This window comes from Kitasatospora sp. NBC_00458, assembly GCF_036013975.1.
GTDB lineage: Bacteria > Actinomycetota > Actinomycetes > Streptomycetales > Streptomycetaceae > Kitasatospora.
In genome coordinates this window covers 7,759,404-7,781,312 of sequence record NZ_CP107904.1, presented here as the reverse complement: position 1 = coordinate 7,781,312, position 21,909 = coordinate 7,759,404, and the positions used below count along the sequence as shown (strand labels likewise).

Genomic DNA, 21,909 nt, shown 5'->3' with positions numbered 1-21,909 from the left:
GGTCCTCGCCCCGGCCGGAGGTGCGACACCCCTGAACCACCGTCCGGCGCGGCTCCGGGGCGGCGCGGAGGGCGGTTCCCCGCCGCGTCCGGGACACCCGGCTCCGGCCGCCGGGGCACGGTACCGTTCATCCGTACCGGCGCCGGCACCGGCACCGGCGCCCGCACGACGTACCGGCGACTCCGCCGTCCGGGACCGCGCCGCCGCCACGCCGACCGCACGTCCCCACGCACCCGCACGCCCACGCACCCGCGCAGCCCGGAACCGGAGGACCCGCCCGATGCCCCAGGCCCGTACGTCTCCCGGCGTCCCGCCCCGACCCGACTCGAACGGCGCTCCCGACTACGGTCGGCTCACCGCCGTCGGCCCCTACTTCGCCCTGGACGTCGCCCGCTCCCCCGGCGAGGGCCCGCCACCGGGCTTCCGTCCGCTGCGGGACCTCTACGCCCCCGGCCCGGACGGGCTGCTGACCGGCCGGGTGCGGGAGGTCGCCCGGCGGCTCGGCACGGCCGAGACGCGGGTGGCCGCGTCGATCCTGCACCTCGGACTGGCCGCCCGGTTGTGTTCGGTGGGTCTCGGCGCGGCCGTCCTGCTCGGCGAGGTGCCCGAGCTCGACCCCGACCTGGCGCGGGTCCGGGTCCCCGAGCAGGGGCCGATCGACCTCTGGACGCCGTACCGACCGGCGCAGGCGGACCGGGGCTCCCTCGTCGACCGCTTCCACCGGTCCGTCGTCGAAGGACAGTTGACGGCCCTGGAGGAGGCCGTCAGGGCCGTGGTCCCGCTCCCCGACGGGCTGCTCCGGGGCAACACCGCGTCGGCCCTCGCCGGTGCCCTGCGCATGCTCGACGTGCACACCGCCGCGCAGCCCGGCAGCACCCCCGCGCCCCACGGCCCGGCCCGGGCCCGGGCGCTCGTCGCCCAGGTGCTCGCCCGGCCGCCGCTGGCCGGCACCGGAACGCTGCTCGCGACCAGGGTCCCCGGGATCCCCGGGGATCCCGGAGCGCTCGGCGGCACCGCGTTCCGCCGGAACAGCTGCTGCCTCTACTACCGCATCGGCCCGCAGGCGGGCGTCTGCGGGGACTGCTGCTTCACCCGTCCACCGCGCCGCTCCTGAACGCCACGCACAGTCCCCTGGTGCGGGCCCCGGGCCCGCCCGGCCCAGGACACGCCTCGGAACCGTGCCGCACGAGCGGCGGGAACCGTCCGCTCCGGGTACGTCGTCAGCGGTGGCGCGCCCGCGCTCCCAGCCCAACCGGCCCAACCGGCCCAACCGGCCGACGATCTCGACGGGTTGGAGCCCTCGACCGCCTCCAGGGGCAGGCCGTACGGCTCTCCGCCCCCGGACCGTGGAACGGCGGGGCCGGTGGCGGGGCCTCGTTCCATGTGCCGGGCCCGCCGTGCCCGCCGGGCACGGCGTACGTCGTGGCGACCGCGCGGGCAGCGTCGGGACGAGCGAGAGCCGCGGACGCAGGCCGCCGCACCCGTCCGGCGACGCGCACCCCGGTCCCGGTCCCGAGCCGGCACCACCACCAGCACCAGCACCAGCACCAGCACCAGCCCCCACGCCCGACCCAGCCCCGGGTTATCGTCCCGGTGTGCTGTCCGTACTCCTCCTCCCGGCGGCGCTGCTCACCGCCGGGGCCGCGCACCGGCTCGGCCTCGCCGCCATGCGGTCGGCGGCCGGGTGGCCGCGCGCCCTGACCGCCGTGGCGGGAGGGCTTGCGGTGCTCGGTACGGCGGTGGCCGTCGGCCGGCTCGCCTGGCCCTCCTACCTCGCGCCGTTCGCCGCCGTCCTCTGGGCGGCGGGCGGGTTCAGCGGCATCGTCACCGGCCTGCTCCGCCGCACCGCCGGCCGGCACGGCTGACCCGCGCGCCGGTGCCCGGCACGCCCGGCGGGTCAGGCACGCCCCACGGCCCCGGCGGGTGCGGGTCCGGCCACCCGCCCCCACCCCCGCGGCTACCGCACCCGCCCGTCCCAGCTCCACTCCCCGGCCGGCCGCCGACCGAGGCCGGGCAGTGCCGCGCGTCCCGTGCACCACAGCAGCGTGTCACCGGCCGCGAAGCCGACCGGCGCCGCCGGGAACAGCCGGGCCACGGCCGGAGCGGCCAGCCGCTCCGGCAGGACCCCGCCCCCGTCCGGTCCCTCCGCCACACCGAGCGCGCCCGCCAGGTCCCAGCCGTGGACGAGGAGTTCGACCACCGCCATCGCGGCGAAGCCCGAGGAGTCCGAGTGCCCCCACGGGTGCCAGGCGCGGGCCTCCGGCGGGGCGTCGCGGACGGTGGCCGCCAGCAGCGCCGCGGCGATCCGCAGCCCCTCCAGGCAGTGCGGGACGGGTGCGGCCGGATCCAGCGAACCGAACAGGGCGATGTACCGGTCGGTCGGCCGCGCGGTGAGGAGGCCCGCGTAACCGAGCACCCCGAGCGCGAGGTGGTCGAGCGTCTCCCGGCAGGTCCACGCGCTGCCCGCCGGGCGCCGCGTCCAGTCGGCGTCGGCGGCCCCGGCGAGGACGGCGGTCGTCGCCCCGGCGGCCCGGGTGACGAGACCGGGCCAGTCGACCCGGGTGGTCGGGAGCGCCGTCACTCGCCGATCACCTCGACCAGGCGGGCGTAGCTGTCGGCCCCGTGGCCGGCGGCGATGGCGCGGTCGACCTGGTCGGCGAGCAGCGCGGGCAGCGCGGTGTCGAGTCCGCGGGCCCGCCCGGCGTGCAGCAGGTGGGCCATGGCGGCGCGGTGGACGTCGAGGCTGGCGTCGTCGCCGGGGTAGCTCCCGGCGTCGACCTGGGCCGCGTACCGGGAGACGAATCCGGTGACGGCTCCGGCGAGCCAGCGGTTGGCGACCGGCGTGAAGTCGGTGGCCGTCACCCCGTCCGCGCCGACCAGGGCCGCTCCGTGCAGCCAGCCGCTGAGCGAGGACCACATCAGGCCGAGCAGCGCCACGTCGTACAGGCTCGCGGCCCCCGGGTCCCGGCCGAGGTCGACCGGGTCGCCGAACACGGTGAGGGCGTCGCGGTAGCGGGCGAACGCACCGGCCTCACCGCTGTAGAGCAGCATCGCATCGGGGCCGCCGATGCCGGGCGGGGTGATCATGACGGCCCCGTCCAGGTAGCCGAGTCCGTGTGCGGCGGCCCATCCCGCGAACTCGCGGGCCTCCTCGGGCGATCCGGACGTGAGGTTGACCAGGGTCCGCCCGGCGAGGGCTCCTTCCCGCCCCGCCAGGACCGCGCGGAGTGCGGCGTAGTCGAGGACGCAGGCGACGATCAGCTCGTTCGCCGTGACCGCCTCCTCCGCGGTGGCGGCGTGGGCGGCGCCGCGGGCGACGAGCGGCCCGGCCTTGGCGGGGGTGCGGTTCCACACGGTGGTGGCGCGGCCGGCGTCGAGCAGGGCTCCGGCCAGGGCGGTGCCCATGGCGCCGAGCCCGAGGACGGTGACGGGATCGGCGCAGGCCCCGGCAGGCACGGCGACTGGTACGAGGGCAGGGGTGTACGGCATGTGGAGTGCTCCAGAGGGACGAACGACAACGGTCCTGATCGACATCGACCACCCTCACAGCCGGGGCCGGGGCACCGACAGTGGCAGGATTGCCCTTCGCCGCACTATTCCTGCCAGGGGGACACCGTGACCGCATCACCGCCGCGAACCTCGCCGCCAGCCGACCCGGTACCGACCGGCCCCTCGTCGTCCACCGCCCCGGGCACCGTCGCGATCGCCGTCCTCGACCACGCCGACATCCCGCTCTGGGACCTCTACGAACTCGGCATGGCCTGCGCGGTGTTCGGCATCCCCCAACCCGACCTGGCCGACCGCTGGTACGACCTGCGCCTCTGCGCGGAGACGCCCGCACCGGCCGCACCCGCCGGGCCCACCGCGCCCTCCTCCGGCGCGGGAGGCCCCGCCGCCCCCGCGTTCGGCTTCTCGCTGCGCGCCGAGTACGGCTGGGACGCCCTCGCGGACGCGGACACCGTGGTCGTCACCTCCGTCCCGGACGCCTGCGTGTCCGGGGAGCGCGAGGTGCCCCCGGCGCTCGTCGCGGAACTCCGGCGCGCGGCGGCGGCCGGAGCGCGCATGGTATCGCTCTGCACCGGCGCGTTCGCGCTCGCGGCCGCCGGCATCCTCGACGGACGGCGGGCCACCGCGCACTGGTCGCACACCGCCGACCTGGCCAAGCGGTACCCAGGCGTCACCGTCGACGACAGCGTGCTCTACGTGGACGACGGCGATGTGCTGACCAGCGCGGGGGTGGCCGCCGGACTGGACCTCTGTCTGCACATCGTCCGCCGGGACCTCGGCGCGCGGGTGGCCAACCGACTCGCCCGGCGGATGGTGGTTCCGGCGCACCGGCCCGGCGGGCAGGCCCAGTTCGTGGACCTCTCGGTACCGGTCGCGGACGACGACAGCCTGGCCCCGGTCCTGCAGTGGGCCACCGCCAACCTCGAACGCCCGCTCACCGTCGAGGACCTGGCCCGGCAGGCCCGGATGAGCCCGCGGACCTTCTTCCGCCGCCTGCAGGCCGCGACCGGCACCACCCCGCTGCAGTGGCTGCTGCACCAGCGGCTCGCACTCGCCCAGTACCTGCTGGAGGCCACCGAGTTGCCGGTCGAGCGGATCGGGGGGCTCAGCGGCCTCGGCAGCGCGGCCAACCTCCGCCGCCACTTCACGGCCCGGGTCGGCGTCTCGCCCACCGACTACCGGCGCGCGTTCGCCGCCCGGGGGTCCACCGCCGGGCCCTGAGCGGTCGCCCCCGGCCCTCGCCCCCTCCCCGTCCTGCCACCGCCACCGCATCACCGTCCACCGAACGGCTCGCTCAGACCGCGACCGCCTCCTCCATCTCCTCCTCCGCGCTCCCACTCCCGTTCCCACTCCCGCTCCCGCTCCCGACCGCACCCGCAGCCGCACCCGCACCCGCCCGACTGCGCTTCTCGACCAGCGCCGCGCCCGCCACCAGCACGCCGGCCGCCACCAGCCACAGCACCAGCGTCACCAGGTGGCCGCCGAACCCGGCGCCGCCGCCGAAGTACAGCAGGCTGCGCGCGCCCTCCAGGAAGCCGGCGCCGGCCCAGAAGGTGTGCAGCGCGCCGAAGAACCCGTTCTGCAGGTCGGGGCGGTAGACGCCGCCGGAACTGGTGAAGTTCAGCATCACGAACAGCACCATCATCGCCAGCGTGGTCCACCGCTTCAGGAAGGTGTGCAGTCCGATCCCGATCCCGATCACCCCGGCCGAGTAGAGCCAGCCGAGCGCCCACACTCCGGCGAGGTCGTGGTCCACGACGTGGAAGACCGGTCCGGCCGTGAGGATCCCGATCACACTGACCGCCAGCGAGGTCGCCAGCCCGACCAGCACCCGGATCCGCATGCCCAGGGCCGCACCGGCCGCACCGATCACCGCGACGCTCCCGTAGGAGCCGATGCTGAGCGCGACCAGGAGGAAGAACAGGCCCTGGCCGGTCGGGTCGCCCCCGCTCGGGGCCGCGAGGTCGGTGACGGCCAGCGGCAGGCCCTGCTCCGCGGTGACGCGCTGGAACACCTTCTCGGCGGCCATCGCCGAGGTGTCCGAACCGGCCCTGGCCACGAGCAGTTCGGGGTGCCGGTCGTCCGGGAGGAACGCGCCGACCAGTTCGCGGTCGTGCAGCCGCTGCTCGGCGGCGGCCCGGTCCGGCAGGGTGGCGACGTCCAGGGCGGAACCGGCCCGGGCCTGGACGGCGTGGGCCAGTCCGCGTGCCTGGTCGGTGGTGCCGACGACGGCGACCCGCAGGTGGCGGGGCTCGGGCTGGTGGAACGCGCCCTGGTAGGCGAGTGCCATGCCGAGGCACATCAGCAGCGGCGTGAGCAGGTGGACGGCCAGGTGCTTGAGCGAGTGCCGCAGGTCGGGCGTTGCGGCGGCGGTCGGGGGTGTGCTCATGGGGTGTGGTCCGTCCTCCGGTGACGACTTCCAAGAAGGATGGTAAATGCAACCATCTGGATGCAGTGTACAACCATATCGGGGGCGGGCCCAAGCCCGCCCCCGATCACCGCACCGGACCTCCCGCCCGCGTCAGCCCAGCTCGAAGACCCCGTACGAGAAGCCGTCCGCCCGCAGCTCGCCGCCGGCCACCCGCACGCCCTGCACGTCCAGCGGCCGGGCCGCCAGGCCCTCCGGCACCACGCCGTCCAGCGCCACCACCGCCGGCTCGCGCCGCGGGTTGACCGCCACCAGGTACCGCCCGGCGCGGGTGTACACCAGCGGGTACCCGGCATGCCGGACCTCCACCGACCCCGCCGCCCCCAGCCCCGGGTGGGCCCGGCGCAGCGCGATCAGCCGCCGCACGGTGTGCAGCAGCGAGGTCGGGTCGGCCCGCTGGGTCGCGACGTCGGGCCGGCCCGGCCCGGGGTCGACGGGCAGGTAGAGGCGCTCGGCCGGGGCCGTCGAGAAGCCCGCGTTCGGGCCGGGGGTCCACTGCATGGGGGTGCGCGAGCCGGCCCGGTTGTACCGCGGGCCGAGCACGCTGCCCTCGACGTCCGGAAGCCCGGGCAGGTACCGCATGCCGATCTCGTCGCCGTAGTAGACGGCCGGCAGCGTGGGCCAGGTGAGCAACAGGGCGAACGCCGGGGCGAGTTGCTCCTCCGTGCGCGGCCCGGTGGCCAGCCGGGAGAAGTCGTGGTTGGCCGTGGGAAGCGCGATGTACCCGGCGCCCTCGGTGAGTTCGGCGGCCGAGCGCCAGGCGTCCAGGAACACCCGGGGCGTACCGCGGCCCTCGGCCTCGAAGTAGCAGGGGCCCTGCTTCCAGTACTCCTCGACCGTCCCGGCGTCGTTGTTCCAGAGCGAGCGCAGCGGCAACCCGTGGTCCGCGCCGCCGAACTGGAGGAAGAAGTCCGCATGGAAGCCCGCCCCCACGGCGGCGGCCGGGTCACCCCACTCGGCGAACAGGGCCGCCTGCGGGTGCGAGCGGTCGAGCCAGTCGCGCAGTTCGGTCCAGAGCTTGCCGGTCTCCGCGAAGCCGGGGTCGTCCTTGATCATCGAGGAGGCCATGTCGACCCGGAAGCCGCTCAGGCCCAGGCCGAGCCAGTGGTCCATGATGCCGCGCAGTGCGGCGCGGTTGGCGCGCGGCCCCTCGGCGTCCACCGGCTGGCGCCAGGGCTGCTCCGGATCCTCCCGCGCGTAGCCGAAGTTCAGGGCCGGCTGGCAGTCGAAGAAGTTGGGCCGGTACCAGCCCGGGCGGCTGCCCGGCGAGGCGACGAAGCCGTCCACCGGCCGGTCGGACCAGATGTAGCGGTGGTCGGACGGGTCCTCGGCGGAGACCAGGAACCACGGGTGGCGGTCCGAGGTGTGGGCGGCGACCAGGTCCAGCAGGACCCGGATGCCCTTGCGCCGCGCGGCCTCGACCAGGGCGGCGAGGTCCTCGGCGGTTCCGTAGCGCGGTGCGGGCGTCAGGTAGTCGGCGACGTCGTACCCGGCGTCGCGGAACGGCGACGCGAAGCACGGGTTGAGCCACACGGTGTCGACGCCCAGCCAGGCGAGGTGTTCGAGGTGCTCGGTGATGCCCGCGAAGTCGCCGATTCCGTCGCCGTCGGAGTCGGCGAAGCTCTGCGGGTAGATCTGGTAGAGGACGGCGTCGGCCAGCCAGTCGGGGCCGGGGCGGGTCGAGGTCATGGGTGGATCCTCCTGCCGGGTGCCGGGGGCTATCGATTCTCGTTGAATCCCGGCCGTCCCAACAGTCCGCAGCGGCCACTCCCGGCCCTGGAACGGGCGCCGGGGGCCGGCCGCGGGAGGAGCCCCCGGGTTGCCCCGCGCCCCTCCCGCGCCGTTCCAGCGCCCCTCCCGCTCCCCTCTCCCGCGCCCCGCACCCCTCCCGGGCCGCTCCCGGGCCGCTCCCGGACCGGCCAGGACCGGCCAGGACCGGCCAGGACCCGCGCACCCGCTCGCCTGCCCACCCGCGCACCCGCGCCCCGCAGGCACCCGGGCAGCCGCGCGGGCCCCCGCCGCTACCGCACCGCGCACGCCTCCACGAAGGCCTTCGCCCGCCGGGTGATCTCCGCCCAGTCCCCGGCCGCGACCGCGTCCGGCGGCACCACGTCCGTCCCGGCGCAGACCGCGAGCGCGCCCTGGCCGAGGAACTCCCCCGCGTTCCCCGCGTTGACGCCGCCGGACGCGACCAGCGGAACGTCCGGGTACGGCCCGCGCAGGTCCTTGAAGTAGCCGGGGCCGAACGCCCGCGCGGGGAAGATCTTCACGGCGGCGGCGCCCAGGTCGACGGCCCGGGCCACCTCGGTCGGGGTGAGGGCGCCCAGCACGACCGGCACCCCCGCGGCGTGCGCGACCCGCGCCACCTCGGGCCGCACCCCGGGGGTGACCAGGAAGGAGGCACCGGCGGCGAGCGCCTGCTCGGCCTGTTCGGCGGTCAGCACCGTGCCGACCCCGACCCGCCGGCCGGCCTGGGCAGCCCGGGCCGCCCGCTCCAGATGGCTCGTCACATCCGGTGTGGTGAAGGTGAGTTCGGTCCAGGTGATGCCGCCCTCGGCGAGTGCGTCGCAGAGTGCCGCGGCGTCGGGTATCCGGGGGGCGCGGACGACCGCGATCACGGGTTCGGCGGCCAGTGCCGCGCGCGCGGCGGCGACCACGGCGGGATCGGCGGGGACGGGCTGGGAGTTCATGCGGCTCGGGTTCCTCGTTCGGTTCGGCGCAGTGCCCGCCCCGGGCGGGCGCCCGTGGTGCGGCCCTGCCGGACGACGGCGGTGCCGTTGACGTAGACGTGCTCGATGCCGACGGCGGGCAGCCGCGGCCGGTCGAAGGTGGCGGCGTCCTGGACGCGTTCGGGGTCGAACAGGACGAGGTCGGCGTGGTGGCCGGGGGCGATCCGGCCCCGCCGGTCCAGCCCGAGCCGGGCGGCGGGCCGTCCGGTCATCCGGGCGACGGTCTCCTCCAGCGTGAGCACGCCCGCCTCCCTGGTGTAGCGGGCCAGGTACCGGGGGAAGGTGCCCCAGGCCCGCGGGTGCGGCCGGGCGCCGACCAGCAGTCCGTCGCTGCCGACGGTGTGCGCGCGGTGGCGCATGATCGCCCGGACGTTCTCCTCGTGGCCGACGTGCTGGAGGATGGTGGTGGCCAACTCGTCGCGGAGCAGCAGGTCGAGGAAGACCTCGGTGCCGCTGCGGGCCTGTTCGGCGGCGAGTTCGGCGACGGTCCGGCCGACGGCGCCGGCCAGCTCCGGGTTGCGGACGCCGGACAGCTGGATGGTGGCCCAGTCGGTGACCACGCCGTGGCAGCCGTCGCTGCCCTTCTCCTCCACCTCGTACCGGATCCGCTCGCGCGCCGCCGGGTCGCCGAGCCGGTCGAGGGTGGCGCGCGGGCCGCCCTCGGTGGACCAACTGGGCAGCAGTGCCGCGAGGGTGGTGGATCCGGGCAGGTAGGGGTAGCTGTCCAGGGTGAGGTCCACGCCCTCGTCGAGGGCCCGGTCGACGAGGGCGAGCAGTTCGCCGGCCCGGCCCTGGTTGACGCCGAAGTTCATGGTGGCGTGGGTCAGGTGGAGCGGGCAGCCGGACCTCCTGGCGATCTCCACCATCTCCGCGTAGCCCTCCAGGGCGCCCGCACCGTAGGAACGCTGGTGCGGCGCGTGGAAGCCGCCGTACCGGGCGACCACCCGGCAGAGTTCGACCAGCTCGGCGGTGTCGGCGTACATCCCGGGGGTGTAGGTGAGCCCGCTGGACATCCCGACCGCGCCCTCGGCCAGCCCCTGTGCCAACGCCGCGCGCATCCGGTCGAGTTCGGCGGCGCTCGGGGCCCGGTTGTCCCAGCCGACGGCGAGCATCCGCAGGGACCCGTGCGGCACCAGGTAGCAGGCGTTGACGGCGGGGCCGGTCCGGTCCAACCGGTCCAGGTAGCCGCCGACCGTCCGCCAGTCCCAGTCGAAGCCCTCCGGGTCGCCGTTCCAGCCGGCGATCTGGCGGCGCAGCGCGGGCAGCGTGCGGTCGTCGACCGGGGCGTAGGAGAGGCCGTCCTGGCCGAGGACCTCGCAGGTGACGCCCTGGGTGACCTTGGCCGGGTGCTCGGGTTCGAGCAGGAGGGCGAGGTCGGAGTGGGCGTGCATGTCGATGAACCCGGGCGCCAGCACCAGCCCGGTGGCGTCCACCACCCGTGCCCCGTCCACGCCGTGGCCGATCTCCGCGATCATCCCGTCGGCGATCCGGACGTCGGCCCGGTACCGGTCGGCGCCGGTGCCGTCGACGACGGTGGCCCCCTTGAAGACCACCTCCCGGGGGCCCCGACCCATCCGACCGGCCCGCCCGACCTGCCCGGCCAGGTCGCCCTGCCCGACCGGGTCGCCCTGCCCGACCGGCCCGACCTGCCCGGCCGGCTCGGCCGGCCCGACCGGCTCGCCCTGTCGACCCATCAGAAGAACGTCCTGACCAGTCCGGTGACCTTCGGCTCGGCGGCAGAGGCGTCGTCCAGCACCGGGATCAGCGTCCACTTGTCGAAGGCGGTGCACGGGTGCGAGACACCCAGTCGCAGCACGGCGCCGACGGGCGCGAGGTCGCCGGCGTCCCGCAGGAAGGCGTGCTGATCGTTGAGCGCGGTGATCCGCGCCGATGTTCCGGTCAGCTCGGCTCCCCCGCGGACGAGTTGGGGCTCCGGAAGTCCCTCGTCGAACGGCAGGTCGCGCTTCCCGGCGTCCAGCAGCGCCAACTGCGGCTCCGGCCGGGAGACCACCCGGGCCCACCCGTGCAACGCACTGCGCAGCGGCACCGCACCGGCACCGGCACCGGCAGCCGCGCCCGCACCCCGGGCGAGCGGGGAGATCCCGCGGTAGAACCCGTCGTCGTGGGCGATGTACGCGCCGGAGCGCAACACCACGAACGCGTCCGGCAGGGCCCCCAACTCCTCGGCCACCAGGTCGAAGTAGGCGCTGCCGCCGGCCGTCACCACGGGCGCCGAGCCGTCGGGGTACGCGCTCGCCAGCCGCCCGTGCAACTCGGCGAGGCTCCGCAGGTAGGTGCGGACGGCGGTGAGGCCGTCCGCACTCGCGTCGTGGGCCAGCGCGCCCTCGTAGCCGCCGATGCCGGCCAGTCGCAGCGTGGGCGCGCGCAGCACCGCGGCGGCGACCTCGACCGCCTCGTCGACGGTGCGCACGCCGGTCCGCCCGCCCGGGCCGCCGAGTTCGACCAGCACCTCGACCGGCCGCTCGGCGCCGGCCGCGCGCAGCGCGTCGTCCATCAGCCGGACGCTCGCGGTGGAGTCCACCCAGGAGGTGAAGGCGAAGGACGGGTCGGCGGCCAGCTCGCCGGCCAGCCAACCGAGGCCTGCCGGGTCGAGCAGGGTGTTGGCGAGCAGCACCCGCTGGACACCGAAGGCTCGCGCGACCCGGATCTGCGGCAGGTTGGCGAGGGTGATGCCGTGGCTGCCGGCGGCCAGCTGGGCCTGCCAGAGCGCGGGGGCCATGGTCGTCTTGCCGTGCGGGGCGAGCGCCAGCCCGGCGTCGGCGCACCAGGCGGCCATGGTCCGCAGGTTGTGGTCGAGCGCGCCGGCGTCGAGGGTGAGCAGCGGGGTGCCGAGGTCGGCGAGCGCGGGGCCGGTGGCCAGGTAGTCCCGGACGCTCAGGCCCCAGGCCGCGGGCGGCAGCGCCTTGAACCGCCAGTCGAGCGACTCGTCGGCGAGGGCCGCCACCGCCGCGGTGTCGATGCCCGGCCCGGTGCCGCTGCTTGCGAAGGTCTGGTCCACCGTCTTCCTCCATTTGCCGTGTTGCAACATGTGCAACGAGGGTTGCACATGCTGGCAACACGGTTCTAGCATCGGCGCCGGACGAAGGTCAACGACGGTCGCCCGCGGCAGGCGGGCCACCCGGTCGGCCGCAGCACCCCCACCCGGTCGGCCGCAGCAATCCGAGGAGCCCAGCAGATGCCACGACAGGACGCCGCCGTGAGCCCGGGCACCCCCACGCCCGGTACCCCGTCACTCGGCGACCCGTCGGCGACCGGGCCGGACGCACCGGGACCGGGCACGACCGGCCCGGACGCACGCGGAGCGGACGCAACCGGAGCGGACGCGGTCGGAACCGGGGCGCCCGACGCCGCCCCGCCCGCTCCCGGATCACCCGACCGCCCCACCGGTACGGACCCCCGCACCGCCCCCGACCCCACCGCCCCGCCCACCGCCCCGGCCCCGCCCACCGCCCCGGCCGCCGTCTGCGTGGGCGAGTCGATGGCCGTCCTGCTGCCCGACCGCCCCGGCCCCCTGGAGTCGGTGGAGGCGTTCCGGCTCTCCGTCGGCGGCGCCGAATCGAACGTGGCGGGCGCCCTGGCCGCGCTGGGCGTGCCGAGCGCCTGGATCAGCCGGGTCGGCGACGACGGCTTCGGCCGCCGCCTGCTCGGCGAACTCACCGCACGGGGGGTGGACGTGTCGGCGGTCGCCGTCGACCCCCACCGCCCGACCGGCGTGTACCTCAAGGAGGTCGGCGGCACCACCGGCGACCGGCACGACCTCGGGCCCGGCCGCAGCCGGCTCCACTACCACCGGCGCGGTTCCGCCGCCGCGGCGCTCTCCCCCGCGCTGCTCGCCGACCCGGCCGCCGCCCGCCTGCTGGCCGGGGCCCGCCTGCTGCACCTGTCGGGCATCACCGCGGCGCTCTCCGACGACTGCCTGGCCCTGCTCCGCGCGCTGCTCGCCGAGCGCCGCCCGGGCCGGCTGGTCAGCTTCGACCTCAACTGGCGCCCGGCGCTCTGGCGCGACCGCGACGTCTCGGTGCTGCCGCCGCTGCTGGACGCGGCCGACCTGCTGCTGCTCGGCGCCGACGAGGCCGAGGCCGCCTTCGGCACCGGCGACCCGCACGCGCTGCGCCGGCGCTTCCCCTCCCCCGCGACCGTGGTGGTCAAGGACGCCGCCCGGCTGGTCACCGCCCTGGAGCGGGACGGAACCGCCGTCACCGAGCCCGCCCTGACCGTCGAGGTGGTCGAGGCGACCGGCGCGGGCGACGCCTTCGCCGCCGGCTACCTGGCCGGGACGGTGCGCGGCCTCGACCAGCGGCGCCGGCTGCGGCTGGGCCACCTGAGCGCGGCCTGCGCGCTGACCGCCCACGGCGACCAGGCCGAGCTGCCGCCGGAGCCGGTGGTCGAGGCCCTGCTCGCCGCCTCCCCGGAGGACTGGGCTGCCACCCGGGTGTCGGCGGATGGCATCGTGTCCCCTGTACTGCCCGCGGCCGCACCCGCCGGGACGGCCCCCGCGGCGGGGGCGTCCGGACCGGTCGCCCCCACGACGGCCGCGCCCGTCTCGGCACCGGCGCCCGGGGGCGGTGCCGCCGACCCCCGACCGGCCGCCTCCCCGGCCCTTGGAGCACGATGAGCCAGACCGTCACCCGCGCCCTGCGCATCCTCGCCGAGCTCGGCGAGGGCGAGCGCTCCCTGGACCAGCTCGCCGAGGTGCTCGGCGTGCACAAGACCACCGTGCTGCGGCTGCTCCAGAGCCTCGAAGAGGAACGGTTCGTCTACCGGGACCCGGCCTACCGCTACCACCTGGGCGCCGGCCTCTTCGCACTCTCCGGCCTGGCCCTGGAACAGCGCGGGGTCCGCCGCATCGCCGCACCGCACCTGGCCGAGCTGAACGCGGCCACCGGCCAGACCGTGCACCTGGCCGCGTACGAGGGCGGCGAGGTGGTCTACATCGACAAGTACGACTCCCGCCACCCGGTGCGGATGTACTCGCGGATCGGCCTGCGCGCGGCCCTGCACTGCGCCGCCGTCTCCAAGGTGCTGCTGGCCGACCTGCCGGTGCCCGAGCGCCGCCGGGTGGTGGCCGGCATCGACTTCACCCCGCACACCGCCCGGACCCTGACCACTCCCGAGGCGCTGCTGGCCGAGCTGGAGAAGGTCGCCGTCCAGGGCTGGGCTCAGGACCACGCCGAGCACGAGGCGTTCATCAACTGCGTGGCGGCGCCGATCCGGGACGCCAGCGGCCGGGTGGTCGCCGCCGCCTCGATCTCGGTCCCTGACGTCGTCCTCCCGTACGAGCAGGTGCTGGAGCTGCTGCCCCACCTGCTCGCCACCACCCGGGCCGTCTCCGCCGACTGCGGCCAGACCCCGCCGACCACCTGAGCAATCACCGGAACGAAGGAAGCTCATGAGCGACAAGACCGAGATCCGCACCGACGGCGCCCCCGCCCCGGCGTGGATGTTCTCCCAGGGCGTCCGCAAGGGCCCGATCCTCCAGGTCTCCGGCCAGGGCCCGCAGGACCCGGCCACCGGCGAGTACCTGTTCCACGGTGACGTGAAGGCCCAGACCCGGCGGACGCTGGAGAACGTCAAGGCGATCGTCGAGGCGGGCGGCGCGACGATCGAGGACGTGGTGATGTTCCGCGTCTACCTCACCAAGCGCGCCGACTTCCCGCTGATGAACGAGGTGTACGCCGCGTTCATCGACGAGAACATCAAGCCGGGCGGGGTGAAGCCCTGCCGCACCACGATCTTCGTCGAGCTGCCGCAGGAGCCGATGCTGGTCGAGATCGACGCCCAGGCCGTCGTCGGCTGACGCCGCGCCCCCGTACGCGGAAGGGCCTGGACGGCTTCCCGTCCGGGCCCTTCGACGCAACCGGGGCCTCACCTCCGGGCGGCCACCGCCCCCGCCACCGGCGACGCGGCACCGGCGGTCCCACCGGCGGCAGAGCCGTCGCCGGAGCCGGAGCCGGGAACACCGGGGACCGCGCCACCTTCCGCCACCGCCCGTCCGGCACCGCGCAGGCCCGAGCGCCGCTCCAGCGCACCGGAGAGCACGGTCACGCCGAGGGCCCCGGCGGCCATCAGCCCGCCCACCCAGTTCGGCGCCTGGTAGCCGAGCCCGGCCGAGATGACCAGCCCGCCGAGCCAGGCGGCCAGCGCGTTGCCCAGGTTGAACGCGGCGATGTTCGCGGCCGAGGCGAGCGTGGGCGCGCCCGCGGCCTGGTCCATCACCCGCTTCTGCAGCGGGGCGACGGTCGCGAAGCCGAACACCCCGATCAACGGGATGGTGACGATCGCACCGGCCCTGCTCTGCGCGGTGAAGGTGAAGGCGAACAGCAGCACCGTGAGGACCGCGATGATCACGTACAGGCTGCGCATCAGCGCGCGGTCGGCGAACCAGCCGCCGAACAGGTTCCCGACGAAGAGGCCGACGCCGAAGAGGAAGAGCAGCCAGGTGACGCTGGACGCGGAGAAGCCGGCGAGTTCGGTCATCATCGGCGTGATGTAGGTGAACATCGCGAAGATGCCGCCCCAGCCGAGCACCGTCATGGTCAGCGCGAGCCAGATCTGCGGGGCCCGGAAGACCGCCAGCTCGGCGCCGAGCCGGGCGCCCTCCGGCCTGGGCTGGACGGGGACGAGCGCGGCGATGCCGGCGAAGCCGATCGCCCCGAGCCCGGCGACCACGTAGAAGGTGGAACGCCAGCCGAAGTGCTGGCCGAGCAGGGTCCCCATCGGCACACCGAGCACGTTGGCGGCGGTGAGCCCGGTGAACATGAGGGCGATCGCACCGGCCCGCTTGTTGGGGGCGACCAGGTCGGCGGCGACCACCGAGCCGATGCCGAAGAACGCGCCGTGCGCGAAGGCCGCGAGGATCCGTCCCGCCATCAGCAGCCCGAAGGCGGGGGCCACCGCGGAGACCAGGTTCCCGGCGATGAACAGGCCGGTCAGCATCAGCAGCATGCCCTTGCGGGGCACCCGGGTACCGAGGACGGTGAGCAGCGGCCCGCCGACGACGACGCCGAGCGCGTAGCCGGAGATGAGCAGGCCGGCGGTGGGGATGGACACCGAGAAGTCGCCGGCGACCTCGGGCAGCAGGCCCATGATCACGAACTCGGTGGTGCCGATGCCGAAGGCGCTGATCGCCAGCGCCAGGAGCGCGAGGGGCATGAGAGGGACCGCTTTCCGGAGCGTTGCAGGGGGTACCGGTCGACCGCGCAGCAGACCATTGCGTGCGCAACTACCAGCGTCGACAATACGACCGACCGCCGGTTACTTGCAAGCGCGGCATATCGGTCCGCGCACACCTCCCCCTCCACTCACCCGCCCAGGACGACCGCGCGGGACGACCGCGCCGCCTTGCCTACCGCCATGCAAGTCATTAGGTTAGGCTCACCTAACTAGCCGGAGGTTGCCATGAGCCCCACCCCCATCGACGCCGAGGTCCCCGAGCCCACCGCCGCCGAACGGGTCGGCAGCCTGCTCTGCGCAGCCTCCTCCGTCGTCGTCCGCGCCTGCGGCGAGCACCACGAACTCACCACCCCCGTGTCGGTGCACGGCTCCCGGATCCGGCTGCGCGCACCGCTCGACGCCCCGCTCACCCTGGCCACCGCCCGCGAGCAGGACGGCCTCCCCGTCGTCCTCGACCTCACCGACATCGCCCCGGTCGCCGTCCGCGACCGGGTCCGCGGCCGCCTCACCCTGGCCGGGCGACTCCACCTCGCCCACCTCGCCGACGACGGCCTCAGCGTCCACCTGCGCCTGGACGTCGCCCACGCCGTCCTCTCCACCCCGTACGGCACCAGTGCGCTCACCGGCGCCGACCTCGCGCTCGCCGCGCCCGACCCGCTCGCGCGCTACGAGGCCGGCATGCTGACCCACCTCGCCGACGACCACTCGGACGCCCTGGAGGTGCTCACCCGCCTCCTCGACCAGGAGCTGCTCACCGAGCGGCCCGACGTCCGTCCGCTCGCCCTCGACCGGTACGGCCTGGTGCTCCGCCTCGACCACCCGCACGGCCACCGCGACGTGCGTCTGGTCTTCCCCGAACCGGCCCACGACGCCGACGACTTCGGGCACCGCGTGCACCAGCTGCTGACCGCCGCCCAGCATGCGGAGCCCGCCCACCGGCCCTGAGCGCCCCGGCGCGCCCCACCACCCGACCCGGCGGAGCGGCCGTCCCGACGCCCGCCGGTCACCCACGCGCCGGTGACGGACGGCCAGGAGCCCCGCGAACACCCCACCGGGTCGACCGCACCCACACCCGCGACCCCGCGACCCGCGACCCGCGACCCCGGCCGGCGCTCCACGGCCCCACCCCGCGACCGGACTCCGCCGGGAAAACGCCGAAGGAATTCCCCCCGAGTCAGGGGGGGTGAAAACAAAGACGACCGGCCCGGTTCGCGAAAGGAGGTTTCGCGAACCGGGCCGGTCGAACGGGCGTGTCCCGCGCCCGTGGATCCACTGGTGGTGCGGCGATCACCCGGTCGAGCGGTCACCCGACATGACCATCCCGGGAGGTCGTTCACCCCGCACCCAGCGGTGGTTCTGGTATTCGGTCGGACCGGTCCGCCCAATCGGACCGGTCCGACCGCCAAGGCCGTTCAGGCCTTCAAGCCTTCAAGCCTTCAGACTTTCAAACCCTCAGGCCTTCAAGCCCCTCAGTCCTTCAGACCCTCAGGCTTTCAAGCCCTCAGACCCTCAGGCCGCTCGAATCGACCGGACGGGTCAGATCGAGACGCCGTGCGCCCGCAGGTAGGCGATCGGGTCGATGTCCGAGCCGTACTCCGAGCCGGTGCGGATCTCGAAGTGCAGGTGCGGGCCGGTCACGTTGCCGGTCGCACCGGAGAGGCCGATCTGCTGGCCGGCGGTGACGGTCTGACCGACCTTCACCGCGATCGAGGACAGGTGCGCGTACTGGGCGTACTTGCCGTCGGCGAGCTTGATCTCGACCTCGTTGCCGTAGGCGCCGCCGTTGCCGGCCTTCACCACGGTGCCGGCCGCGATGGCGCGCAGCGGGGTGCCGGTGGCAGCGGAGAAGTCGACACCGGTGTGGTGGCCGGAGGACCACATCGAGCCGGCCACACCGTAGGCGGTGCCGAGCTTGGCGCCGGCCAGCGGGGCGACGTAGCCGGAGGCGGCGACGGGGGCCGGGGCGGCGGGCTTCGCGGCCTGGACCGGAGCCGGCTTGGCGGCCGGGGCAGCGGGCTTGGCGGCCGGGGCGGCGGGCTTCGCGGCGGGCGCGGTCGGCTTGGCGGCCGGCTTCGCCGAGTCCTGCGAGGCCTGCGGCTTGGCGGCGGGCGCGGCGGGCTTCGCGGACTCGACGGCCTTGCCGCCGAGTCCGAGCTGCTGGCCCGGGTAGATCAGGTTCGGGTTGGCGCCGATGACCGAGCGGTTGTGCTCGTAGAGGGCTTCCCAGCCGCCCTGGACGTTCTTGGCGGCGGCGATCTTCGACAGGGTATCCCCGCCGACGACCTTGTAGCTCGCCTCGGCCTGGGCGGCCGGAGCGGTCTCGGCGGCCGGAGCGGCCGGGGTGGCGTCGACGCTGGCGGCGCCGGTCCAGGTGCTGGTGTGGGGCTTCGCGGCCGGGGCCTCGTGGGCCTGGGCGCTGACGGTGGTGACCAGCGGGAGGGCGAAGGCGGCGCCGGTGACGGCGGTGGCGATGCCGATGCGGACGGCGCGGGGCAGGGCGATACGACGAGCCTGTGCGGGCATGGGGAATGTCCTCTCCGACGCCTGCGAGGTGAGCTGTCGGGTTCGGGCTGGAGTTGCCCGGCCGCATCAAGGCGGCTTCACCCCAAGCCGGACCGTGAATTCCGGTCCGGCGACTTACCTTTGGGTCCCCCGCTCCTGCCGTACAGAGTTCGTTGCGTACCACCGGGCAGCGGCAGGACTAGGCGTTCCACCCGGTGGCCACCCGGGCTGACGCCGGGCGGTCGCTGAACTAAAACTCATCCGTCCGAGTGAAGCAATGTCGATCTCTTGAACCCGCAACAAAACCCCCGGGGCCCGTCACGCTCCGAATGATCGGCTGCACAGTACGCACACAATCAATTCACCGCGTGCCACTGATCCACGACCCTCCGCCGATTTCCGGACCGTTCCGCACACGATCACTCACGGAAAGCCATTCGCCGACACGCCCCCGGTGACCCTTGTCACGTAGGCCCCCGGGGCGGACGATCGGGCCGTGGCCACCTCCGAGGCCGGCACCCTGCGGTTGGGCACCGCGCAGGGTCGCTGGGTACTTCTGGCGACGGTGCTCGGTTCCAGCCTGGCGATGCTCGACGGGACCGTCGTGAACGTCGCGCTGCCCCGGATCGGCGTCGACCTCGACGCCCCGCTCTCCGCCCTGCAGTGGACTCTGAACGCCTATCTGCTCACCCTGGCCGGACTGATCCTGCTCGGCGGCGCGCTCGGCGACCGGTACGGCCGGCGCCGGATCTTCCTGCTCGGCGTGGTCTGGTTCGCCGTCGCGTCGGCGGCCTGCGCCGCCGCCCCCACCATCGAGGTCCTGGTCGCCGCCCGCGCGGTGCAGGGCGTCGGCGGGGCGCTGCTCACCCCGGGGTCGCTGGCGATGCTCCAGGCGGTCTTCCACCCGGAGGACCGCTCGGCCGCGGTCGGCCTCTGGTCCGGACTCGGCGGGGTGTCGGCGGCGGTCGGACCGTTCCTCGGGGGCTGGCTGGTGGACGGGCCCGGCTGGCGGTGGATCTTCCTGCTGAACGTCCCGCTGGCCGTGCTGGTCGTCGCGGTGGCCGCCCGGCACGTGCCGGAGAGCCGGGACGAGGCCTCCAGCGGGCGGTTCGACGTCCTCGGCGCGGTGCTGGCCGCGCTGGCCCTGGGCACGTTCACCTATGCGCTCACCGCCGCCGGGGAGGGGCTCTCCCCCGGTGTATGGCTCACCGGGGCGACCGGGATCCTGCTGGGGGTGGCCTTCGTCGTCGTCGAGCGCCGCACGCCGGAGCCGATGCTGCCGCTGGGCCTCTTCTCGTCCCGCCTGTTCACCGCGGTCAACCTGGTCACCCTCGCCGTCTACGCGGCGTTCAGCGGGGTCTTCTTCCTGCTCGTCGTGCAGCTGCAGATCGTCTCCGGCTTCTCCCCGCTGGTCTCCGGGGTGGCCCTGGTGCCGATCACGGTGCTGATGCTGGCGCTCTCCGCGCGGGCCGGCCGGCTGGGCAAGCGGATCGGGCCCCGGCTGCCGCTCACCGTCGGACCGCTGCTCTGCGCGGCCGGGGTGCTGCTGATGCTGCGGATCGGCCCGGACGCCTCGTACTGGACGGACGTGCTGCCGGCCGTCACCGTGATGGGCTCCGGAATGGTGCTGCTGGTCGCGCCGCTGACCGCGACGGTGCTGGCGGCGGTGGAGGTGCGGCACGCGGGCATCGCCAGCGGCGTCAACAACGCCGCCGCCCGGGCGGCCGGCCTGCTCGCGGTCGCCGCGCTGCCCGCCCTGGCCGGGCTGAGCGGGGACGCCTACCAGGTGCCGGCCTCGGTGGACGCGGCGTTCCACACCGCGATGCTGATCTGCGCGGGGCTGCTGGTGGCCGGCGGGCTGACCGCGCTGGCCACCGTCCGCGGCAACGTACTGGCCCCGGAGGACCACCCGGTGGCCGAGCCGGACTGCCGCTACTCCTGCTCCACCAACGGCCCGCCGCTGGACCCGGGCCACCTCGCGCCGGGGGCGTCCGGGCACGGCGAGGGCCCCGCCACCGGTACGGCGACGGGGCCCTCGAAGGCCTGACGGAAGGCCTGACGGAACGTCAGAGGATGTCACCCGGGGCGTACTTGGCGGCCTCGGGGTGGGCGGCCGCGACCGCCTCGATCTGCCGGACGACCTCGGCGACCTGGGCACCGGCGGCGCCGGTGAAGGAGAGCCGGTCGGCCAGCAGCGCGTCCAGCGCGGCCCGGTCGAGCGGGATCCGCCCGTCGTTCGCGAGGCGGTCCAGCAGCTCGTTCTCCCGGGCGCCGGCGCGCATGGCGAGCGCGGAGGCGACGGCGTGCTCCTTGATGACCTCGTGCCCGGTCTCCCGGCCGACGCCCGCGCGGACCGCGCCCATCAGCACCTTGGTGGTGGCCAGGAACGGCAGGTAGCGGTCCAGCTCGGCCTCGATCACGGCGGGGAAGGCGCCGAACTCGTCGAGGACGGTCAGGAAGGTCTCCAGCAGGCCGTCGAAGGCGAAGAAGGCGTCCGGCAGCGCGACCCGGCGGACCACGGAGCAGGAGACGTCGCCCTCGTTCCACTGGTCGCCGCCCAGCTCGGCGGTCATCGACGCGTAGCCGCGCAGGATGACGGCCAGGCCGTTGACGCGCTCGCACGAACGGGTGTTCATCTTGTGCGGCATCGCGGAGGAGCCGACCTGGCCCTCCTTGAACCCCTCGGTGACCAGCTCGTGGCCGGCCATCAGACGGATCGTCTTGGCCAGGCTGGACGGGGCCGCGGACAGCTGGACGAGGGCGGTCAGCACCTCGAAGTCCAGCGAGCGCGGGTAGACCTGGCCGACGCTGGTGAGCACGTTGTCGAAGCCGAGGTGCGCGGCGACCCGGCGCTCCAGCTCGGAGAGCTTGTCGGTGTCGCCGCCGAGCAGGTCCAGCATGTCCTGGGCGGTGCCGACCGGGCCCTTGATCCCGCGCAGCGGGTAGCGGGCGATCAGCTCCTCCAGGCGGCGGAAGGCGACCAGCAGCTCGTCCGCGACGGTCGCGAAGCGCTTGCCCAGGGTGGTGGCCTGCGCGGCCACGTTGTGGGAGCGGCCGGCCATGACCAGCTCGGTGTGCTGGGCGGAGAGGCGGCCGAGCCGGACCAGGACGGCCACGGTGCGGTCGCGCACGTGCTCCAGCGACTGCCGGATCTGCAGCTGCTCGACGTTCTCGGTCAGGTCCCGGGAGGTCATTCCCTTGTGGATCTGCTCGTGGCCGGCGAGGTCGCTGAACTCCTCGATCCGGGCCTTGACGTCGTGCCGGGTGATCCGCTCACGGGCGGCGATCGAGCCGAGGTCGACCTGGTCGAGCACTCGCTCGTAGTCGGCGACGGCCGTGGCCGGCACCTCGACGCCGAGGTCCTGCTGGGCCTTCAGGACGGCAAGCCAGAGGTGCCGCTCCAGCACCACCTTGTGCTCGGGGGACCACAGCTGGGCCAGGGTCGCCGAAGCGTACCGGGAGGCCAGGACATTGGGGATCTGGGGCTTCGCGCTCACGCTTCGCAAGCCTAACAGCCGAGGTCAGCCCGAACGCCGCCGGATCGGGTAG

At 75.0% G+C, this 21,909-nt stretch carries 18 protein-coding genes and 1 riboswitch; of the genes, 8 read left to right on the top strand and 10 right to left on the bottom strand.

What is annotated here, in order from left to right; translation table 11 throughout:
- Positions 1-280: 280 nt before the first annotated feature.
- Complete coding sequence (locus OG550_RS31785; protein WP_327683377.1) at positions 281-1,114, top strand: (2Fe-2S)-binding protein; 834 nt, start codon at positions 281-283, stop codon at positions 1,112-1,114.
- Between the two features lie 481 nt (positions 1,115-1,595).
- On the top strand, positions 1,596-1,865 hold the full coding sequence (locus tag OG550_RS31780; protein WP_327683375.1) for a hypothetical protein: 270 nt from the start codon (positions 1,596-1,598) through the stop codon (positions 1,863-1,865).
- A 92-nt stretch (positions 1,866-1,957) separates the two neighbouring features.
- Here OG550_RS31780 and OG550_RS31775 read toward each other — a convergent pair whose 3' ends face one another.
- Positions 1,958-2,581 (bottom strand): maleylpyruvate isomerase N-terminal domain-containing protein, encoded by a 624-nt coding sequence (locus tag OG550_RS31775; protein ID WP_327683373.1) that lies wholly within the window; start codon positions 2,579-2,581, stop codon positions 1,958-1,960.
- Complete coding sequence (locus OG550_RS31770) at positions 2,578-3,489, bottom strand: NAD(P)-dependent oxidoreductase (protein ID WP_327683371.1); 912 nt, start codon at positions 3,487-3,489, stop codon at positions 2,578-2,580. Before OG550_RS31770 ends, OG550_RS31775 begins: the two co-directional genes overlap by 4 nt.
- A gap of 267 nt (positions 3,490-3,756) precedes the next feature.
- Here OG550_RS31770 and OG550_RS31765 point away from each other — a divergent pair, with 267 nt between their 5' ends.
- Positions 3,757-4,728 carry a GlxA family transcriptional regulator gene (locus tag OG550_RS31765; RefSeq protein ID WP_327684303.1) on the top strand — a complete coding sequence of 324 codons (972 nt, stop codon included), beginning with the start codon at positions 3,757-3,759 and terminating at the stop codon, positions 4,726-4,728.
- Positions 4,729-4,801: 73 nt separating this feature from the next.
- On the opposite strand, the gene OG550_RS31760 is transcribed toward OG550_RS31765, so the two are convergent.
- The 5 genes from OG550_RS31760 to OG550_RS31740 form a co-directional block, all read right to left on the bottom strand.
- The gene (locus OG550_RS31760) at positions 4,802-5,896 is read right to left on the bottom strand and encodes a hypothetical protein (RefSeq protein ID WP_327683369.1); all 1,095 of its coding nucleotides are present in this window, start codon (positions 5,894-5,896) and stop codon (positions 4,802-4,804) included.
- Positions 5,897-6,028: 132 nt separating this feature from the next.
- Positions 6,029-7,624, bottom strand: coding sequence for an alpha-amylase family glycosyl hydrolase (locus tag OG550_RS31755; RefSeq protein ID WP_327683367.1), 1,596 nt, complete (start codon positions 7,622-7,624; stop codon positions 6,029-6,031).
- 332 nt (positions 7,625-7,956) lie between these two features.
- A complete protein-coding gene (locus tag OG550_RS31750) occupies positions 7,957-8,625 on the bottom strand; it encodes a bifunctional 4-hydroxy-2-oxoglutarate aldolase/2-dehydro-3-deoxy-phosphogluconate aldolase (protein WP_327683365.1) in 669 nt (222 codons plus the stop codon).
- A complete protein-coding gene (locus OG550_RS31745) occupies positions 8,622-10,238 on the bottom strand; it encodes an N-acyl-D-amino-acid deacylase family protein (RefSeq protein ID WP_327684302.1) in 1,617 nt (538 codons plus the stop codon). The genes OG550_RS31750 and OG550_RS31745 overlap by 4 nt, the downstream gene beginning before the upstream one ends.
- Before the next feature lie 119 nt (positions 10,239-10,357).
- Positions 10,358-11,683 (bottom strand): alanine racemase, encoded by a 1,326-nt coding sequence (locus tag OG550_RS31740; RefSeq protein WP_327683363.1) that lies wholly within the window; start codon positions 11,681-11,683, stop codon positions 10,358-10,360.
- A 177-nt stretch (positions 11,684-11,860) separates the two neighbouring features.
- Between OG550_RS31740 and OG550_RS31735 the strand changes: the two genes are divergently transcribed.
- From OG550_RS31735 to OG550_RS31725, 3 genes are read left to right on the top strand one after another with little or no spacing between them, the layout of a single operon-like run.
- The gene (locus tag OG550_RS31735; RefSeq protein ID WP_327683362.1) at positions 11,861-13,300 is read left to right on the top strand and encodes a sugar kinase; all 1,440 of its coding nucleotides are present in this window, start codon (positions 11,861-11,863) and stop codon (positions 13,298-13,300) included.
- The gene (locus OG550_RS31730) at positions 13,297-14,049 is read left to right on the top strand and encodes an IclR family transcriptional regulator (protein ID WP_327683360.1); all 753 of its coding nucleotides are present in this window, start codon (positions 13,297-13,299) and stop codon (positions 14,047-14,049) included. Before OG550_RS31735 ends, OG550_RS31730 begins: the two co-directional genes overlap by 4 nt.
- A gap of 25 nt (positions 14,050-14,074) precedes the next feature.
- Positions 14,075-14,482 carry a RidA family protein gene (locus OG550_RS31725; RefSeq protein ID WP_327683358.1) on the top strand — a complete coding sequence of 136 codons (408 nt, stop codon included), beginning with the start codon at positions 14,075-14,077 and terminating at the stop codon, positions 14,480-14,482.
- A gap of 68 nt (positions 14,483-14,550) precedes the next feature.
- On the opposite strand, the gene OG550_RS31720 is transcribed toward OG550_RS31725, so the two are convergent.
- Positions 14,551-15,837 (bottom strand): MFS transporter, encoded by a 1,287-nt coding sequence (locus tag OG550_RS31720; protein WP_327683356.1) that lies wholly within the window; start codon positions 15,835-15,837, stop codon positions 14,551-14,553.
- Between the two features lie 246 nt (positions 15,838-16,083).
- Between OG550_RS31720 and OG550_RS31715 the strand changes: the two genes are divergently transcribed.
- Positions 16,084-16,803: a DUF2470 domain-containing protein gene (locus OG550_RS31715; protein ID WP_327683354.1), complete on the top strand. Its 720-nt coding sequence runs from the start codon at positions 16,084-16,086 to the stop codon at positions 16,801-16,803.
- 591 nt (positions 16,804-17,394) lie between these two features.
- Here OG550_RS31715 and OG550_RS31710 read toward each other — a convergent pair.
- Positions 17,395-18,381: a M23 family metallopeptidase gene (locus OG550_RS31710; RefSeq protein WP_327683352.1), complete on the bottom strand. Its 987-nt coding sequence runs from the start codon at positions 18,379-18,381 to the stop codon at positions 17,395-17,397.
- Between the two features lie 3 nt (positions 18,382-18,384).
- Positions 18,385-18,548, bottom strand: a riboswitch (cyclic di-AMP (ydaO/yuaA leader).
- A 308-nt stretch (positions 18,549-18,856) separates the two neighbouring features.
- Here OG550_RS31710 and OG550_RS31705 point away from each other — a divergent pair.
- Positions 18,857-20,407 (top strand): MFS transporter, encoded by a 1,551-nt coding sequence (locus OG550_RS31705; protein WP_327683350.1) that lies wholly within the window; start codon positions 18,857-18,859, stop codon positions 20,405-20,407.
- Positions 20,408-20,426: 19 nt separating this feature from the next.
- Here OG550_RS31705 and purB read toward each other — a convergent pair whose 3' ends face one another.
- The gene (purB, locus tag OG550_RS31700) at positions 20,427-21,857 is read right to left on the bottom strand and encodes an adenylosuccinate lyase (RefSeq protein ID WP_327683348.1); all 1,431 of its coding nucleotides are present in this window, start codon (positions 21,855-21,857) and stop codon (positions 20,427-20,429) included.
- Between the last annotated feature and the right edge of the window lie 52 nt (positions 21,858-21,909).

Coding starts and splice junctions, on each gene's coding strand:
- OG550_RS31785 (WP_327683377.1), top strand. CDS start 281: ATGCCCCAGGCCCGTACGTCTCCCGGCGTCCCGCCCCGACCCGACTCG.
- OG550_RS31770 (WP_327683371.1), bottom strand. CDS start 3,489: ATGCCGTACACCCCTGCCCTCGTACCAGTCGCCGTGCCTGCCGGGGCC.
- OG550_RS31765 (WP_327684303.1), top strand. CDS start 3,757: ATGGCCTGCGCGGTGTTCGGCATCCCCCAACCCGACCTGGCCGACCGC.
- OG550_RS31760 (WP_327683369.1), bottom strand. CDS start 5,896: ATGAGCACACCCCCGACCGCCGCCGCAACGCCCGACCTGCGGCACTCG.
- OG550_RS31755 (WP_327683367.1), bottom strand. CDS start 7,624: ATGACCTCGACCCGCCCCGGCCCCGACTGGCTGGCCGACGCCGTCCTC.
- OG550_RS31750 (WP_327683365.1), bottom strand. CDS start 8,625: ATGAACTCCCAGCCCGTCCCCGCCGATCCCGCCGTGGTCGCCGCCGCG.
- OG550_RS31745 (WP_327684302.1), bottom strand. CDS start 10,238: ATGGGTCGGGGCCCCCGGGAGGTGGTCTTCAAGGGGGCCACCGTCGTC.
- OG550_RS31735 (WP_327683362.1), top strand. CDS start 11,861: ATGCCACGACAGGACGCCGCCGTGAGCCCGGGCACCCCCACGCCCGGT.
- OG550_RS31730 (WP_327683360.1), top strand. CDS start 13,297: ATGAGCCAGACCGTCACCCGCGCCCTGCGCATCCTCGCCGAGCTCGGC.
- OG550_RS31725 (WP_327683358.1), top strand. CDS start 14,075: ATGAGCGACAAGACCGAGATCCGCACCGACGGCGCCCCCGCCCCGGCG.
- OG550_RS31720 (WP_327683356.1), bottom strand. CDS start 15,837: ATGCCCCTCGCGCTCCTGGCGCTGGCGATCAGCGCCTTCGGCATCGGC.
- OG550_RS31715 (WP_327683354.1), top strand. CDS start 16,084: ATGAGCCCCACCCCCATCGACGCCGAGGTCCCCGAGCCCACCGCCGCC.
- OG550_RS31710 (WP_327683352.1), bottom strand. CDS start 18,381: ATGCCCGCACAGGCTCGTCGTATCGCCCTGCCCCGCGCCGTCCGCATC.